This window comes from Streptomyces sp. NPDC090445 (genome assembly GCF_044769385.1).
Taxonomy (GTDB): Bacteria; Actinomycetota; Actinomycetes; order Streptomycetales; family Streptomycetaceae; genus Streptomyces.
In genome coordinates, this window is sequence record NZ_JBIVXV010000009.1 from 66359 (window position 1) to 83178 (window position 16820).

Here is a 16820-nt window from a genome sequence, read left to right on the forward strand (position 1 = left end):
CCGAATCGGGGGACCGTTCCGAAAGATCCCGAAGAGGGGCAACCCATGAAGCGACGCTTTCCGAGGACGGCTGTCGTCACCGCGACGGCACTGGTTCTGGCCGGCGGCGGCATGTCCGCCGCGTACGCCGGCGACCCGACCGCCAACCCGAGCCAGGCGGCGGCGGACCTGTGCGCGAACATCAACCAACTCAGCTCCGACACCGCGGCATTGCAGGCCCTGAACCCGGCGACCACGACCAAGGACCAGGTCAAGGACGCGACCGAGAAGGTCCAGGAGGACTGGAAGGAGGTCGCGGAGTCCACGGCGACCTGGAACCAGGCGAAGAAGAACGCGGTGAAGACCGCCACGGAGAACCTCAAGAAGGCGTACGCGAACCTGCCCGGCGACACCACCGGCAGCCAGGCCGCCACCAAACTCGCACCGCAGGTACAGGCGTTGAACACGGCCATCCGGGACGCCCGGCGCGACCTCAACTGCCCCTGACCTGACCTGACCTGACCTGGCCCGACCCGCTCTGGCCCGACCGGCGGCCGGAGAGCCGGAGAGCCGGACGCGGAAGTGGATGCGGAACGCGGGGACCGCCACACCCTCGGCTGCCCGAGGGGCGGGACGACGGCGGTCCCCGCGGGGGACACGGGCCGGGTCAGGGCCGTCCGCGTCCATGGCGTTCGCGTGGTCCGGGAGCCGCTCCGGAGGTGCGCCAACGCCGTTCCGTGGCGCCGGCCGGGGCCCTCGCCCCTGCCGACACCCACCACTGTGCCCGAGGCGTGTTAAGCCGGTGCTGCCGCAACGTGACGCGCCCGTACCGATTGCCCGACGCGCGGGCGCCACGGCAGCCGACGAACCGCGAACGCGCCGTCCCGGCCCGGATCCCCGGGCCGGGACGGCGCGTTGGGCGTGCGCCTGCCTGGCCGCCTACTTGGCGTTCTTGGCGAGGAAGGCCAGCAGGTCCTGGCGGCTCACCACACCGGTCGGCTTGCCCTCGACCAGCACGATCGCCGCGTCGGCCTCACCGAGCGCGGCCATCAGGTCGGAGACCGGCTCGCCGGAGCCGACCTGCGGCAGCGGCGCGCTCATGTGCTTCTCCAGCGGGTCGGACAGCGCTGCCTGCTGCGCGAACAGCGCCGCCAGCAGCTCCTTCTCCACGACCGAGCCGACGACCTCGGCGGCCATCACGTCCGGGTGGCCGGCACCGGGCTTGACGACCGGCATCTGCGAGACGCCGTACTCGCGCAGCACCTCGATGGCCTCGCCGACGGTCTCCTCCGGGTGCATGTGCACCAGCGAGGGCATGTCGCCCTCCTTGTCGGCGAGGACGTCGCCGATGCGGGCGGCGGGGCCCGCCTCCTCCAGGAAGCCGTGCCCGGCCATCCACTCGTCCGAGAAGATCTTGCTCATGTAGCCGCGGCCGCTGTCGGGGAGGAGGACGACGACCACGTCGTCCGGGCCCAGGCCCTCGGCAGCGCGCAGCGCGGCGACGACCGCCATGCCGCAGGAGCCGCCGACGAGGAGGCCCTCCTCCTTCGCGAGGCGGCGGGTCATCTGGAAGGAGTCCTTGTCGGACACCGCGATGATCCCGTCGGCCACGTTCTGGTCGTAGGCGGTCGGCCAGAAGTCCTCGCCGACGCCCTCGACGAGGTACGGGCGGCCCGAGCCGCCCGAGTAGACGGAGCCCTCCGGGTCGGCGCCGATGACCTTGACCTTGCCCCCGGACACCTCCTTCAGGTAGTTGCCGGTACCCGAGATCGTGCCGCCCGTGCCGACGCCGGCCACGAAGTGCGTGATCTTCCCCTCAGTCTGTTCCCACAGTTCGGGACCGGTCGTCTCGTAGTGCGAGCGGGGGTTGTTCGGGTTGCTGTACTGGTCCGGCTTCCAGGCGCCCGGCGTCTCGCGGACGAGGCGGTCGGACACGTTGTAGTACGAATCAGGGTGCTCCGGGTCGACCGCGGTCGGGCAGACCACAACCTCGGCGCCGTACGCCCGCAGCACGTTGATCTTGTCCAGGGAAACCTTGTCGGGGCACACGAAGATGCACTTGTAGCCCTTCTGCTGGGCCACGATGGCGAGTCCTACACCCGTGTTGCCGCTGGTCGGCTCCACGATGGTGCCACCGGGCTTGAGGGCACCGCTCTCCTCTGCGGCCTCGATCATCCGGAGGGCGATCCGGTCCTTCACGGAGCCGCCGGGGTTGAAGTACTCGACCTTGGCGAGGACGGTGGCCTGCAGGCCTTCGGTCACACGGTTGAGCTTCACCAGCGGGGTGTTGCCGACGAGGCTGATCATCGAGTCGTGGAATTGCACCATGTTCTCCAGTGACGACACTCCACGGGTTCTCCGGGAGACATGGCCAGAGTATGCGGAAAGGGATTGGCCGACAGGGAGTACGGGGCAGGAAGGTCATCAAGACCAGGAGGTGGCTTGCAGGGTGTCCAGAGCAAGGACGGCCCGCCGGATCGCGGCGGGAGCGGCGTACGGCGGAGGCGGGCTCGGACTGGTCGGGGTCGCCGCCGTCGGGCTGGTGCTGGCGGAGGTCCAGTTCGCCAAGAAGACGGTCGGGACCGGGCAGGGAAACCCCCCGCGCGCCGACGGGCTGTACGGGAGCGACTTCGGCGGGCCGACCGCCGGCCCGGGCTGCCCGGGGCCGGGCCCGCTGCGACTGGCCATGCTGGGCGACTCCACGGCAGCCGGGCTCGGCGTGCACCGGGCCCGCCAAACCCCCGCCGCCCTGCTGGCCTCCGGCCTGGCGGCGGTGGCCGAGCGGCCCGTGGAACTGCGGAACGTGGCCCTGTCCGGGGCCATGTCCGACGACCTCGACCGCCAGGTCGGACTCCTGCTGGACGGCGACGGCGACGGCGACGGGTACGGGTACGGGGTCGGGGCCGCCCCCGACGTGTGCGTGATCATGATCGGCGCGAACGACGTGACCCGGCGGATGCCGCCGACACAGTCCGTCCGCCACCTCACCTCGGCGGTACGCAGGCTGCGGCTGGCCGGCTGCGAGGTCGTGGTCGGCACCTGCCCCGACCTCGGCACGATCGAGCCCGTGTACCAGCCGCTGCGATGGCTGGCCCGGCGGGTCTCGCGGCAGCTCGCCGCCGCCCAGACGATAGGGGTCGTCGCGCTGGGCGCCCGCACGATCTCGATGGGCGACCTGCTGGGCCCGGAATTCGCCGCCAACCCGCGCGAGATGTTCGGCCCGGACTCCTACCACCCCTCCGCCGAGGGGTACGCCACCGCGGCCATGGCCATCCTGCCGACGGTGTGCGCGGCACTGGCCCTGTGGCCGGAGTCCGACCGGCTGGACGTCGCCCGGAACGAGGACATGCTGCCGGTGGCCAAGGCCGCGTCGGCCGCCGCCGGGCAGGCCGGCACCGAGGTCACCGCCGCCCGCGGCCCCTGGGCCCTGCTCAAGCACCGCCGGCGCCGCCGGGTCCCCGAGGAGTCCCCCGCCCCGACCCCCGCCGAAGCGTGACGCCCCCGACCGCCGCCCCTTCGCCCCCGCCGGACCCTGGCCGCGGACCGCGGGTCCCCGCTCACGCAGTTCCCCGCGCCCCTGGAGGCATGCACCTCCGCGGCTGCGGCCCTGCCGGCCCGGCACACGCCACGGCTGGGCCGTCCAGCGCGGGCTGCGGGCGCCTGATCGCGCAGTTCCCCGCGCCCCTGAGGTGTGCACCCCGCAACTGCCGCCTTGCACGTACGGGCACACCCCCTGGGCGAGGTCCGAGCCCGGCACCCCCAGGGGCGCGGGGAACTGCGCGCCCAACCACCCACAGCCCGGCGGCCGACCGCCTACCCGGGCAACCCAGGGGCGCGAGGAACTGCGCGCCCAACCACCCACGGCCCGGCGGCCGAACAACTACCCGGCACCCCCAGGGGCGCGGGGAACTGCGCGGGTAGGCGGCGGGGCGTGAGGCCGGGGCCACAGGGGGCATGCTGGGGGCGGGCGGCAGCCCGGGAGCAGCCCGCACCACACCCCGCCCACCCGCGGAGCGACCGGCATCACACCTGCCACCCGGTGACCTCACCCGTACGGGCCGGTAACTTCGCATCCGGTCCGCAATGAGCCGCAACTCACCCTTGGAGCCCCGATGCCCGAAGCAGTCATCGTTTCCGCCGCCCGGTCCCCGATCGGGCGCGCCTTCAAGGGGTCCCTCAAGGATGTCCGCCCGGACGACCTGACTGCGACGATCATCCAGGCCGCCCTCGCCAAGATCCCCGAGCTGGACCCGCGGGAGATCGACGACCTGATGCTCGGCTGTGGTCTGCCCGGCGGCGAGCAGGGCCACAACCTGGCCCGCATCGTGGCGGTGCAGATGGGCATGGACTACCTGCCGGGTACGACCATCACCCGCTACTGCTCGTCTTCGCTGCAGACTTCCCGCATGGCCCTGCACGCCATCAAGGCGGGCGAGGGCGACGTGTTCATCTCCGCGGGTGTGGAGACGGTCTCCCGTTCGGTCAAGGGCAGCTCGGACGGCCTGCCCGAGACGCACAACCCGCTGTTCGCGGAGGCGGAGGCCCGTACGGCCGAGGTCGCCCAGTCCGAGGGCTCGACCTGGCACGACCCGCGTGAGAACGGCCTGGTTCCGGACGCGTACATCGCGATGGGGCAGACCGCGGAGAACCTGGCGCGCCTGAAGGGCGTGACCCGCCGGGACATGGACGAGTTCGGCGTGCGTTCGCAGAACCTGGCCGAGGACGCCATCAAGAAGGGCTTCTGGGAGCGGGAGATCACCCCGATCACCACTCCGGACGGCACCGTGGTCAGCAAGGACGACGGCCCGCGCGCCGGCGTGACGCTGGAGGGCGTGGAGGGCCTGAAGCCGGTCTTCCGCCCGGACGGCCTGGTCACGGCCGGCAACTGCTGCCCGCTCAACGACGGCGCCGCGGCGCTGGTCATCATGAGCGACACGAAGGCGCGGGAGCTGGGCCTGACCCCGCTGGCCCGGATCGTCTCGACCGGTGTCACCGCGCTCTCCCCCGAGATCATGGGCCTGGGCCCGGTCGAGGCGTCGAAGCAGGCTCTGAAGCGGGCCGGTCTGACGGTGGGCGACATCGACCTGTTCGAGATCAACGAGGCTTTCGCGGCCCAGGTCATCCCGTCCTACCGGGACCTGGGGATCCCGCTGGAGAAGCTGAACGTCAACGGCGGTGCCATCGCCGTCGGCCACCCGTTCGGCATGACCGGCGCCCGCATCACCGGCACCCTGATCAACGGCCTCCAGTTCCACGACAAGCAGTTCGGCCTGGAGACCATGTGCGTGGGCGGCGGCCAGGGCATGGCCATGGTCATCGAGCGGCTGAGCTAAGCGTCGGCCATGTGCCGCAAGGGGTTTGCTTGATCCCTTGCGGCCTGCTGACGCCGGTTCTAATCCCCTCGCGGCCGACCCGTGACCGAAATTCCCCCAGGATGTGACCTTCGTCCTGGGGGTTTGGCATTTCCCCAGGTCAGGGTAGGGGGGTCTAGGTCTGGTGTGACGAATACCCTGTCCATTTCGTGACGTAATGCACTGCACGCCATTCCCATGTCAGGACACTCTGATGTAGGAAGTCGGGGGATCGAGTCACATCAGGAGTTAGTCAGTGAGCGCCATGTCTCTTGCCCTGCTGCTGACCACGGCCGTCGCTGCGGCCGTGGGCGCTGCTGCCTTGCACGCTGTCCACGGCCTGCGCAAGCAGGTCACGGCCCTGCGCGGCGAGCTGGTCGTTCCGGCCCGGTCGCGCGTGGCGAGCGTCCCGCACGCCCGCCACGCCGAGGCCGTGCAGTCCCCCGCCGCCGAGATACGGGCCGCCGTGGCCGAGGCCCTGGCCGAGGAGCGCGAGCGCGAGCTTGCCGAGGCGCGGGCCTTCTGGGCCGCGCAGGAGGCCCGCGACGCCGCCGACGCGCCCTCGCTGCTGGGCGGGCTGCCCGGGCTCGGGGACGACGCCCCGGCCGTGTTCCTGCCCCGCCAGGCGGATCTGGTGGGCCTGGATCCCGTACTCGGCGAGGAGGTCGTCGGGGGCGCCGCCCTGCCGGAGGCCGGGGGCGAGTATCCCGAGGACTCCGCCGAGCTGGCCGCCGCCCGCCGGCGCCACCCCTCGCACCCGGACTTCGTCCCGGTGCAGGCTCCGGCCGTCGGCGCCGACCACGAGCGCACGGTGAGCCGCCTGGAGGAGCTCGCGGAGGCCCGTACGGCTCTCGCGGACGTCCGTCCGGGCCCGCTGGGCACGCTCGACGTGTACGTGTTCACGGACGGGACGACGCTGTGCATGACCCCGGGCCACCGGGAGACGGCGGAGCGTCTCGCCGAGGCGCTGCGCTCCGGCACGGCGCCGGTCCTGCTGGGCGGTTCGGGCATCTCCGGCGCCTACGCGCTGACCTTCTCCTGCGGCGGTGACGCGCAGGATCCGGACAACAACGTCTACATCCTCGCGGACCGCGTCATCGCGTCGCTCTGACGTCCGCCTGCTCCACCAGCCGCACGGCCTCGTCCAGGATTCCGGACGGGGCCGTCGCCGTTTCCCGGTCCTCGCCGGCTCCGGCGGCGCCGGCCGCCTCGGCCGCCTCGGCGTCCGCGGCGCGCAGTGCCTCCGCCAGGTCCAGTCCGGCGACCGCGACCTGGTCCCCGACGACGAAGAGGCCCGCATCGGGGATCTCGCGTGCCGGGGCGGTACGGTGGGGCTCCTCCAGCCGCTGGGCCCGCGCGGAGAGCTCCCGGGCCAGGTGGAGGGCCTCGGCGGCGGCTCCCTGCTGCAGGCGGCTCTGGGGCATGGCCCGCAGCCGGTCGGCGAAGCGTTCCACGGCGGCGGTCAGGGGCGAGGTATCCAGCACCCGGCCGACCTTACGCGGCGCCCCGGCACCATTGCCAACGGGCGAACTCTCCGGCACGGTGACGTGAAGAGAACAGCACGGCACACCTTCCGGAGGCGCCCATGTCCGTAGAGTTCTCCGAGCAGACCCACCGCAACATGATCGACAGAATCCCCCGGACCACCGGCCGCGAACTCGCCGAATGGCTGCGGACCGTGGAGGACGGCCCCTCCCTCGTCCGGTTCGAGGAGAAGGTCAGCTGGCTGCGCGGCGCGCACGAGCTGTCGTACGGCCAGGCCAAGGCGATCATCCACGAGTACGACCTGCGCAGGGCGGCCCGCAGGTTCGGCTGAGCCCGTTCCGTGCGGCACCCCCTGATCCCCCGTCCGGTGTCCGGCCCCCCGCCGATCCACGCCGATCCCGCCGATCCCCTCTCCCTCCACGACGCGGGAAGGCCCCGCGAGCGGTGTGCTCGCGGGGCCTTCCCCTGTCGTGCCACGGCGTGCGCGCCGTGCCGTGCGGGCCCGGCGGGGCCCCGGTCCGGTCAGTCGTCGCCGGAGATGAGCTGGAACAGGCGCAGCAGCTCCAGGTAGATCCACACCAGGGTCATCGTCAGACCGAAGGCGGCCATCCAGGCCTCTTCGCGCGGCGCACCGTAGGTGATGCCGTCCTCGACCTGCTTGAAGTCCAGGGCGAGGAAGCAGGCGCCGAGGATGACGCCGACGATGCCGAAGAGGATGCCGAGGCCGCCGCTGCGGAAGCCGAGGCCGTCGCCGCCCGCGAACAGCGAGAACAGCAGGTTGGTGACCATGAGCAGCATGAAGCCCATGGCGGCGGCCATCACGAAGCCGTAGAAGCGGCGGGTGACGCGGATCCAGCGCATCTTGTACGCGAACAGCACGGCGGCGAAGACGCACATCGTGCCGAGCACGGCCTGGATGACCACGCCGGCGCCGATGTAGGTGCTGGTGGCCGCGCTGATGACGCCGAGGAAGACACCCTCGAAGGCCGCGTAGCCGATGATGATCGCCGGGGAGGCCTTGCTCTTGAAGGTCTGGACGAGCGCCAGGACCATCGCGACGAGCGCGGCGCCGACGGCGATGCCGTACGACTTGCCCAGGTTCATCGGGTCGACGGGCAGGGCGAGCCAGGCCAGGGTCGCCGTCAGGATGACCGTGCCGAGCGTCATGGCCGTACGGCTCACGACGTCGTCCATCGTCATCGCGTTGGCGCGGGCCGGGGCCTGCGGCATCCCGGTGGTCAGGTCGGTGGCGTAAGGATTCGTCGCGTACGGGTTGGTCCCGGCCTGCTGGTACTGCGCGTCAAAGCCCGCGTTTGCACCGTTGTCGCGGCTGAACCCCCGTCGCGAGAAGACCGGGTTACTGCTCCTCATCTCACTCCTCCATGGCCACCGTGCGCGGCCTTGCGTCAAGAGTAATGCGTTAGCAAAGAAATGACTCTACTGCTGGAGGAGGATCTTAGGAGAAGGCGCGGCCCGCCGCAGGGGGTAATTGCGGGGGCGCGCATCAGTGGTGCCGGGCCTGCCCGCCGGTGTTGCGGATGAACCGCTGGAGCGCCTTCAGGGTGATCAGGTACTCCTCGTCGGACACGCCCTCGTGGCGCTCCGCCCACAGCTCGCGCTGGAGCGCGGCGGCCTTCGTGTGGAAGGCCCTGCCGTCCTCGGTGAGGCGCAGCACGCCGGCGGCGTCCTCGGTGATCCACCCCCGGGCGACGGTGGCGTCGATCTCCGCCTCCAGGGCCTCCCGGCCGGTGTCGAGGTAGTCCCGCAGGATGCGGGAGACCTCCTCGCGGGGCTTGCCCCCGTCGGCGTCCGCGCCGGCGGCCTGGGCGAGGACCCACCACTGCGGCTGGGTGGTGCCGATGCCGGCGAGGGCCGCCCGGGTGCGGGTGACGACGGCCCGGTAGGCCGCCCAGCCCCAGTAGCCGATGGGCTGCTCGATCAGTTCGGCGTCGCTGTGGGAGTACTCCATGGCCGTGCCTTTCGTCCGTTCGGGGCGGCTTCGACGGCTCCGACCGTAGGAACTGAACCGCGCTTGAGGTCAAGGCCGTTCGGCGGGGGGCGGGCGGGGGCGCACACCGGTGCGGAGGGGCGCGTACGGGGCCTGCCGGGCCGGACGGGGTGCACGGCCCGCGCGCGGGCGCGCGCCCGCCGGGATCCGGGGCATGAAGAAGGCCGAACTCCCGGTGTCCACCGGCAGATCGGCCGTGGTGCGTAGTGCCCGGAGCCGGACTTGAACCGGCACGACCTCAAGGCCAGCGAGGTTTAAGCTCGCCGTGTCTGCATTCCACCATCCGGGCAGGATGCTGCGGGTCCGCGCGAAGAACTGGACGCTGTGCCGAGCCTATCGGGAACGCCCTGGTCGGGAACGGGCTCTTCAGCCGATGTTGTCTGATTTTATTGGCGCTTGAGTGGGCGTCAGGGCCGAGAAGACACGGTCGGCCGGTTGCCGGGGGCGATCATCTCCAATACGGGAATGACGGGATTTCGATGGCCTGCCCGGACCTTTGCGCCACCCCGGGCCACCCCGCCCCCGAAGGCCCCGATCCGGCCGGTCCGCGACGCGGCGGGCGGTCGGCGGGCGAGCGGCGGGCGAGCGGCCGGCGGCCCCGGCACCCCTCCCCGCCTCGGGGATGCCGTCATACCAAAGGAGGAGGCGGGCCGCCCCGCGGTCAGACTCCAGTGGGCCGTCGAACGGGCACCGCGGCTGATCCCCCGCCAGGTTCGCGCGGTGACGATGGAAGAGTCCCGCCGTTCCCCGCGGACCGCCGTCCGGTCCGCCGCCCGAGGAGTCTCTTGCCGTGACCGCCATGAACTACGCCGTCCCGCACACCGCCCACGCCGTGGCGGCCCGGGCCACCGGCCTCTCCAAGGTCTACGGCCAGGGAGAAACCCAGGTGGTCGCCCTCGACAACGTGTCCGTGGACTTCGGCCAGGGCCAGTTCACCGCGATCATGGGCCCCTCCGGCTCCGGCAAGTCGACCCTGATGCACTGCGTCGCCGGACTCGACACCTTCTCCTCCGGCTCCGTCCGCATCGGCGACACCGAGCTCGGCAGCCTCAAGGACAAGCAGCTGACGCAGCTGCGCCGGGACAAGATCGGCTTCATCTTCCAGGCGTTCAACCTGCTGCCGACCCTGACGGCGCTGGAGAACATCACCCTCCCGATGGACATCGCCGGCCGCAAGCCCGACCGGCAGTGGCTCGACAGCGTCATCGACATGGTCGGCCTCTCCGGCCGCCTCGGCCACCGCCCCACCCAGCTCTCCGGCGGCCAGCAGCAGCGCGTCGCGGTCGCCCGCGCCCTGGCCTCCCGCCCCGAGATCATCTTCGGCGACGAGCCGACCGGAAACCTCGACTCCCGCTCCGGCGCCGAAGTCCTCGGCTTCCTGCGCAACTCCGTGCGCGAACTGGGCCAGACCGTCGTCATGGTCACCCACGACCCCGTCGCCGCCTCCTACGCGGACCGCGTCATCTTCCTCGCCGACGGCTCCATCGTCGACGAGATGATCAGCCCCACCGCCGACGGGGTCCTCGACCGCATGAAGGCCTTCGACGCCAAGGGCCGCACCAGCTGACGGCCCGGCCGACCGGCCCCCGGCCCTCCCGGCCCCCGGCCCTCGGCCCCGGCCCACCGCCCTCCCGCACGCGCACGTTCCGCACGCGCGCACGCCCCGCGCCGCCCGGCCGCGTCTCCTGCCCGCCCTCCCGGCGGACCACCACGACTCCTGGATTCCCCATGTTCCGTACCGCCCTGCGCAACGTGCTCGCGCACAAGGCCCGCCTGCTGATGACGGTGCTCGCCGTCATGCTCGGCGTCGCCTTCGTCTCCGGCACGTTCGTGTTCACCGACACCGTCAGCAAGGCGATGTCCGACCAGTCCCGCAAGAGCTACGACGGGGTCGCCGTCTCCGTCACCCACCACGGCGTCGGCCGCGCCGAGGACGGGACCAAGGAGGAGGGCGAGCCCGGCATCAGCCAGCAGACCCTCGACAAGATCGCCAAGCTGGGCGGCGTCGACTCCGTCTCCGGCCGGGTCTCCGGCTTCGCCGGCGTCGCCGACCCGAACGGCAAGCTGATCGGCACCGGCTGGGCCAACCAGGGCTCCAACTTCGCCCCCGTGAAGGACGGCAAGGACCCCCGCTACGCCTTCACCGGGGGCCACGGCCCGGCCAAGGCCGACGAGGTCGCGCTGGACCGCGCCTCCGCGCAGGCCGGCCGCTACTCCGTCGGCGACAAGGTCCGCGTCGCCACCAACGGCCCGGTCAAGGAGTACACCCTCTCCGGCATCTTCACCACCGAGGACGGCGCGGTCAACGCCGGCGGCTCGCTCGTGCTCTTCGAGGCCAAGGTCGCCCAGGAGCTCTACCTGGCCCCCGGCTACTACTCCGAGCTCGCCGTCGCCGCCAAGCCCGGCGCCGACGCCGGCAAGCTGCTCTCCGAGGTCACCCCGATCGTCGGCAAGGACGCCAAGGCCGAGACGGGCACCGCCCTGGCCGAGCGCAACGCCAAGGACATCGAGCAGGGCATGAGCGGCATGAAGACGGGCCTGCTCGCCTTCGGCTTCATCGCCCTCTTCGTCAGCATCTTCCTGATCTACAACACCTTCAGCATGCTGGTCGCCCAGCGCACCAAGGAGCTGGCCCTGCTGCGCGCCGTCGGCGCCACCCGCAGCCAGGTCCGCCGGTCCGTGCTGAGCGAGGCCCTGCTGGTCGGCGTCCTCGCCTCCGCCCTCGGCCTCGGCCTCGGCGTGCTCCTGGCCGTCGGCCTGCGCTCCGGCATGGACAGCTTCGGCGCCAAGATCCCGGCCGGCCCGCTGGTCATCTCCTCGACCGCCGTGATCACCGCGATCCTCGTCGGCGTCAAGGTCACCGTGCTCGCCGCCTGGCTGCCCGCCCGCCGCACCTCCAAGATCCCGCCGGTCGCGGCCATGGGCAGCGCCCACCTGCCGCAGAGCGCCAAGGGCCTGGTGGTCCTGAACAGCATCGGCGGCGTCCTGACCGGTATCGGCTTCGCGCTGATCCTGTGGGGCTCCTCGAAGGGAGGCGAGACCGGCCGCTGGATCATCGGCGGCGGCGCCTTCTTCACCCTCATCGGTATCGCGGTGCTGATCCCGATGCTGTCGCGGCCGCTGATCGCCGTCGTCCGCCCGCTGCTGAACCGGGTCTTCGGCGTCGCCGGCAACCTGGCCGCCCGCAACGCGGTCCGCAACCCGCGCCGCACCGGTGTCACCGCCGGCATGCTGACCATCGGCCTGACCCTGGTCACCGGCCTGACCGTGCTCGGCGTCACCGTCGGCAAGGCGATCGACACCTCCACCACGGACCAGATCCGCGCCGACTACATGCTCACCATGGCCAGCGGCGACAGCCTGGACGCCTCGGTCCTGACCGCGCTGGAGAAGACGCAGGGCGTCGCGGCCGTCTCCGGCCAGCAGGCCGCGTTCTTCAGGAGCTCCGACGGCCGCTTCCACGCCGCCTCCGCCGTCAACCCGGCCGCCATCGACAAGCTGATCAACTTCAAGGTGGTCAGCGGCTCGGTGGCCGGCCTGGCCCAGGGCCAGGTCGCCGTCGCCGACAAGACCGCCAAGAAGGCCGGACTCACGGTCGGCAGCACCTTCGAGGCCGCTTTCGACGGCGCCCCGGCCAAGAAGACCCTGAAGGTCGCCGCGATCTACGAGGAGAGCGAGCTCGTCTCCCCGTACGTCCTGGACGTCAAGCAGGTCCCCGTCGTGGAGGGCGAGAAGGCGCAGATCCGCCAGGTCTTCGTGAAGATGGCGGGCGGCGCGTCCCAGGCCAACGAGCAGAAGGTCATCGACGCCCTCGGCGACAACCCCGCCATCAAGATCGCGGACAAGCAGGACATCCGCAACGAGATGGGCGGCGTGATCAACATGATGCTGAACCTGATGTACGGCCTGCTCGGCATGGCCCTGATCATCTCGGTCCTCGGCGTCGTCAACACCCTGGCGATGTCGGTGTTCGAGCGGACCCAGGAGATCGGCATGCTGCGGGCGGTGGGCCTCAACCAGGGCCGGGTCAAGAACATGATCCGTCTGGAGGCCGTGGTCATCTCCCTCTTCGGCGCGGTGCTCGGCATCGGCCTCGGCACCTTCCTCGCCTGGGCGCTGGGCCGCACCTTCAAGTCCACGATCCCGAACTACGAGCTGGTCATCCCGTTCGACCGGATCGGCGTCTTCCTGCTGCTGGCCGCCGTGGTCGGCGTCCTGGCCGCCATGTGGCCGGCGCGCAGCGCGGCGAAGCTGAACATGCTGACGGCGATCAAGACCGAGTAGTGGCCCGCGGCGGCCGACGGGCCGCCGGCGCGACCGCACGAGGGACCCGCACGGGCCCCGGGGCACCCGCCCCGGGGCCCGTCCGCATACCCGGGGCCGGTGGCCGGACGGGGGCCCGGGCCCTACGCGTTCCAGGTGCGCAGCCGCAGCGGCAGCCCCGACGCCCCGCCCTTCCCCGGGCGTACGGCCAGCACCTGGTTGACGCCCAGGCGGCCCCGCTCGAAGCCCAGCGCCGAGGCCGCCATGTACAGCAGCCACACGCGGGCCCGGCCGGGCGAGGTCAGCCGTACGACGTCCTCCCAGTGCTCCTGCAGGCGGTCCACCCAGGCCCGCAGGGTGAGCCCGTAGTGCTCGCGCAGGGCCTCCACGTCCCGGACCTCGAAGCCGGCCCGCTCCAGTTCGCCGACGGTCGTGCCGAGCGGCGAGAGCTCCCCGTCGGGGAAGACGTACGCGTCGATGAACTCGTCGACGCGGTAGGCGGCTTCGTTCGGCTCGGGCCGGCGCGCGATCTGGTGGTTGAGCAGCCGGCCGCCGGGGGCGAGCAGGGCGTGCAGGGCGTGGGCGTACTCGCGGTAGCGGTCGGCGCCCACGTGCTCGGCCATGCCGATGGACGAAATCGCGTCGTACGGGCCGTCCTTGACGTCCCGGTAGTCCTGCACGCGGATCTCGACCCGGTCCGCCAGCCCCTCCTCCGCGATCCGCTTGCGGGCGTACAGGGCCTGTTCGCGGGAGAGCGTGATGCCGGTGACGCGGGCGTCGTACGCGCGGGCCGCGTGCAGGGCCATGGAGCCCCAGCCGCAGCCGACGTCGAGGAGCCGGTCGCCGGGGCGCAGGCCCAGCTTGCGGCAGACGAGGTCGAGCTTGTCCCGCTGGGCCTGCTCCAGGGTGGAGCCCTCGCTCCAGTAGGCGCAGGAGTACACCATGGACGGGCCGAGGACCCGCTCGTAGAACGCGTTGCCCACGTCGTAGTGGTGGCTGACCGCGTGCCGGTCGCGGTCCTTGCTGTGCGCCGCCCCGCCGCGGCGGACGGCCTCCTCGGGCGGCGGCGCCGGCGCCGGCCAGGGCCGGGCCAGGGCCACCAGGTCGCGTACGGCGGCCCGGGCGGCGGGGTCGCGGAGCATCGCCGCGGTGCCGGCGGGCCCGTGGGACGCGGCGCCCGGGGGCAGCTTCGGCAGGGCCGGGCGCAGGGCGGTGAGCTTGGCCAGGCCCGTGCGGCGGGCCGGCGGCCGCATCCCGGGGACCGCGCCCGCGACCGGGACCGCCGCGGCCGGGGCTCCGACGGGGGTTCCGGCCGGAGTCCCGGCCGGGGTCCCGTCCGGGGGTCCGGCGGGGGCGGCGGCCGGGGTGGCGGACCCGCGCTCCCAGAGCAGGCCGGACACCCGGTCCAGCAGCTCGTACAGGTCCCCGTCAACGGTCATGTCCCCGGCCACCCAGGCGCGGGCCAGTCCCAGTTCGCCGGGCCGCCACAGGATCCGGCGCAGGGCTCGGCGGCGGGTCAGGACCAGGACCGGACCGGCCGGCGGTCCGGCCTCGCTCCCGTCCCAGGCCCGGATCCGGACGGGCAGCGGGGCACCCAGCAGGGTCTCGGCCACAACGGCCAGCCGCGGCGCGGCGTCGATCATCGGCGGCACCTCCAAACCATCCGACGAAACGGCCTACCCATTTCCGTCGGCGGCATGCGGTACCGGCCGCCAAGGCCCCCCGGAGGCCGTAACGCCGACACCGGAACGCCTGCCAGGCGGCGACCCGGGGGCTGTCCGGCGCGGGGATGCGCGGGGGTGCCGGCCGGTCGCCGGGAACGCCGAAGGGGCCGCCCGCACCACGGATGGCGGGCGGCCCCTTCGGGGACGTGCAGTACGTACGGGACGTACGGCCGGTCAGGTCAGGACCCGGTCAGGAGGCCTTGGCCTTCTCGGCGGGCGCGGCAGCCGCGGCGGCCGGGGCCGGAGCGGGCTTGGCGGCCTCGTAGAACTCCTCGCGCGGGGTCTCCAGAGCACCGAGGGAGACGACCTCGCGCTTGAGGAACATGCCGAGGGTCCAGTCCGCGAAGACGCGGATCTTGCGGTTCCAGGTCGGCATGGCCATGCCGTGGTAGCCACGGTGCATGTACCAGGCGAGACGGCCCTTGAGCTTGATCTTCATCTTGCCCATGACGATCATCGCAACGCCCTTGTGGACGCCGAGACCGGCCACCGCACCCTTGTTGGAGTGCGAGTAGTCCTTCTGCGGGAAGCCGCGCATGCCGGCCACCACGTTGTCGCCGAGGACCTTGGCCTGGCGCAGCGCGTGCTGGGCGTTCGGCGGGCACCAGGCGTTCTCGACACCGGCCTTGCGGGCGGCGACGTCCGGGACCTGGGCGTTGTCGCCCGCGGCCCAGATGTAGTCGGTGCCCTGGACCTGGAGGGTCGGGGCGGTGTCGACGTGGCCGCGCGGGCCGAGCGGCAGGCCGAAGCGGGCCAGCGCCGGGTTGGGCTTGACGCCCGCGGTCCACACGATCGTGTTGGAGTCGACCTCGAGGCCGTTCTTCAGCACGACGTGGCCGTCGACGCAGGAGTCCATCGAGGTGCCGAGGTAGATCTCGATGCCGCGGGACTCGAGGTGCTCCTTGCCCCAGGTGCCGAGCTTGGGCCCGACCTCGGGGAGGATCTTGTCGGCCGCGTCCACCAGGACGAAGCGCATGTCCTCGCGCTTGATCGTGGAGTAGTACTTGGCGGCGTCGCGGGCCATGTCCTCGACCTCGCCGATCGTCTCGGCGCCGGCGAAGCCGCCGCCGATGAAGACGAAGGTGAGGGCCTTGCGGCGGACGTTCTCGTCCGTCGTGGACTCGGCCTTGTCGAGCTGTTCGAGGACGTGGTTGCGCAGGCCGATGCCCTCCTCGACGCCCTTCATGCCGATGCCCTGCTCGGCGAGGCCGGGGATCGGGAAGGTGCGGGAGATGGCGCCGAGCGCGATCACCAGGTAGTCGAAGGGCAGCTCGTACGCCTCGCCGACGAGCGGCGTGACGACGGCGACCTTGCGGTCCTGGTCGATGGTGGTGACGCGCCCGGTGAGGACCTCAGCCTTGGGCAGCACGCGTCGCAGCGGGACGACGACGTGCCGCGGCGAGATGCTGCCGGCGGCCACTTCGGGGAGGAAGGGCTGGTAGGTCATGTAGGACCGGGGGTCGACGACCGTGACGGTCGCCTCGCCGTAGCGCATCTTCTTCATGATGCGCTTGGCCGCGTACAGGCCTACGTACCCACCTCCTACAACGAGGATCCTGGGACGCTCCGTGGTGCTCATGGAACGAGTATCCAGCACCCCAAGGGGTGATGCTCGTGAGCCCCTTCACAAGAACCGACAGGGCCTCTGCTACACTGCGCCGCCCACGTGACCCAGGTCATGGTGCGGAACGGGAACCAAGGTGTAACGGGATTCGTTGTTCACCCGCCCTGAACTGCACTCCGAGCACGTCAGCGGGGTGGACCACCGGGTTCGCGGATACGCACCGGCCACGCGTGGCGCGTTCCCCGGTTCACGCGAACGCGCGCGCAAAAAGGACCCGGGGCACCCGCAAACCTCCCGAACGGCCCTCCACTTGACCCGGGCGGGGCTTTTTCCTTGTGAAGAACTTCACGAACTTTCTTCGGGGAGAGGGGCCCAAGACCCCCATAAAGACCCCCCAGACCCCTTGCACCCCTTACATTCCTCTGCCCGGCCCGGCCGGACTGCCT

The 16820-nt window shown here is 71.9% G+C and carries 13 protein-coding genes and 1 tRNA gene; 7 read left to right on the plus strand and 7 right to left on the minus strand.

Annotated elements, in window-relative coordinates:
• The first annotated feature begins 45 nt into the window (after positions 1-45).
• Entirely contained in the window at positions 46-486 is a 441-nt protein-coding gene (locus ACIQUT_RS20045) for a hypothetical protein (RefSeq protein ID WP_403564260.1), read from the plus strand.
• Positions 487-918: 432 nt separating this feature from the next.
• Here the strand turns inward: ACIQUT_RS20045 and ACIQUT_RS20050 are convergent, their stop codons facing one another.
• Complete coding sequence (locus ACIQUT_RS20050; protein ID WP_403564438.1) at positions 919-2304, minus strand: cystathionine beta-synthase; 1386 nt, start codon at positions 2302-2304, stop codon at positions 919-921.
• 124 nt (positions 2305-2428) lie between these two features.
• Between ACIQUT_RS20050 and ACIQUT_RS20055 the strand changes: the two genes are divergently transcribed.
• From ACIQUT_RS20055 to ACIQUT_RS20065, 3 genes are all read left to right on the plus strand, one after another.
• Entirely contained in the window at positions 2429-3475 is a 1047-nt protein-coding gene (locus tag ACIQUT_RS20055; RefSeq protein ID WP_403564262.1) for an SGNH/GDSL hydrolase family protein, read from the plus strand.
• A 616-nt stretch (positions 3476-4091) separates the two neighbouring features.
• The gene (locus tag ACIQUT_RS20060) at positions 4092-5312 is read left to right on the plus strand and encodes an acetyl-CoA C-acetyltransferase (RefSeq protein ID WP_403564263.1); all 1221 of its coding nucleotides are present in this window, start codon (positions 4092-4094) and stop codon (positions 5310-5312) included.
• 283 nt (positions 5313-5595) lie between these two features.
• Positions 5596-6441 (plus strand): hypothetical protein, encoded by an 846-nt coding sequence (locus ACIQUT_RS20065; RefSeq protein ID WP_403564440.1) that lies wholly within the window; start codon positions 5596-5598, stop codon positions 6439-6441.
• On the opposite strand, the gene ACIQUT_RS20070 is transcribed toward ACIQUT_RS20065, so the two are convergent.
• Positions 6425-6814 carry a hypothetical protein gene (locus ACIQUT_RS20070; RefSeq protein WP_403564264.1) on the minus strand — a complete coding sequence of 130 codons (390 nt, stop codon included), beginning with the start codon at positions 6812-6814 and terminating at the stop codon, positions 6425-6427. The two genes, ACIQUT_RS20065 and ACIQUT_RS20070, sit on opposite strands and share 17 nt — an antisense overlap.
• A gap of 101 nt (positions 6815-6915) precedes the next feature.
• Here ACIQUT_RS20070 and ACIQUT_RS20075 point away from each other — a divergent pair, with 101 nt between their 5' ends.
• Positions 6916-7146 (plus strand): DUF4287 domain-containing protein, encoded by a 231-nt coding sequence (locus ACIQUT_RS20075; RefSeq protein ID WP_403564265.1) that lies wholly within the window; start codon positions 6916-6918, stop codon positions 7144-7146.
• A gap of 191 nt (positions 7147-7337) precedes the next feature.
• On the opposite strand, the gene ACIQUT_RS20080 is transcribed toward ACIQUT_RS20075, so the two are convergent.
• From ACIQUT_RS20080 to ACIQUT_RS20090, 3 genes are all read right to left on the minus strand, one after another.
• The gene (locus ACIQUT_RS20080) at positions 7338-8186 is read right to left on the minus strand and encodes a Bax inhibitor-1/YccA family protein (RefSeq protein ID WP_403564266.1); all 849 of its coding nucleotides are present in this window, start codon (positions 8184-8186) and stop codon (positions 7338-7340) included.
• A gap of 133 nt (positions 8187-8319) precedes the next feature.
• Positions 8320-8784, minus strand: a complete 465-nt coding sequence (locus tag ACIQUT_RS20085; RefSeq protein ID WP_403564267.1) for a MarR family transcriptional regulator — start codon at positions 8782-8784, stop codon at positions 8320-8322.
• Between the two features lie 246 nt (positions 8785-9030).
• A tRNA-Leu gene (locus ACIQUT_RS20090) sits at positions 9031-9112 on the minus strand.
• 510 nt (positions 9113-9622) lie between these two features.
• Here ACIQUT_RS20090 and ACIQUT_RS20095 point away from each other — a divergent pair.
• Both ACIQUT_RS20095 and ACIQUT_RS20100 read left to right on the plus strand, forming a co-directional pair.
• On the plus strand, positions 9623-10390 hold the full coding sequence (locus tag ACIQUT_RS20095) for an ABC transporter ATP-binding protein (RefSeq protein ID WP_403564441.1): 768 nt from the start codon (positions 9623-9625) through the stop codon (positions 10388-10390).
• Positions 10391-10551: 161 nt separating this feature from the next.
• Positions 10552-13107: an ABC transporter permease gene (locus ACIQUT_RS20100; protein ID WP_403564268.1), complete on the plus strand. Its 2556-nt coding sequence runs from the start codon at positions 10552-10554 to the stop codon at positions 13105-13107.
• A 122-nt stretch (positions 13108-13229) separates the two neighbouring features.
• Here ACIQUT_RS20100 and ACIQUT_RS20105 read toward each other — a convergent pair whose 3' ends face one another.
• A complete protein-coding gene (locus ACIQUT_RS20105) occupies positions 13230-14729 on the minus strand; it encodes a class I SAM-dependent methyltransferase (protein WP_403564269.1) in 1500 nt (499 codons plus the stop codon).
• A gap of 271 nt (positions 14730-15000) precedes the next feature.
• Entirely contained in the window at positions 15001-16389 is a 1389-nt protein-coding gene (locus tag ACIQUT_RS20110; RefSeq protein ID WP_403564270.1) for an NAD(P)/FAD-dependent oxidoreductase, read from the minus strand.
• Positions 16390-16820 lie beyond the last annotated feature (431 nt).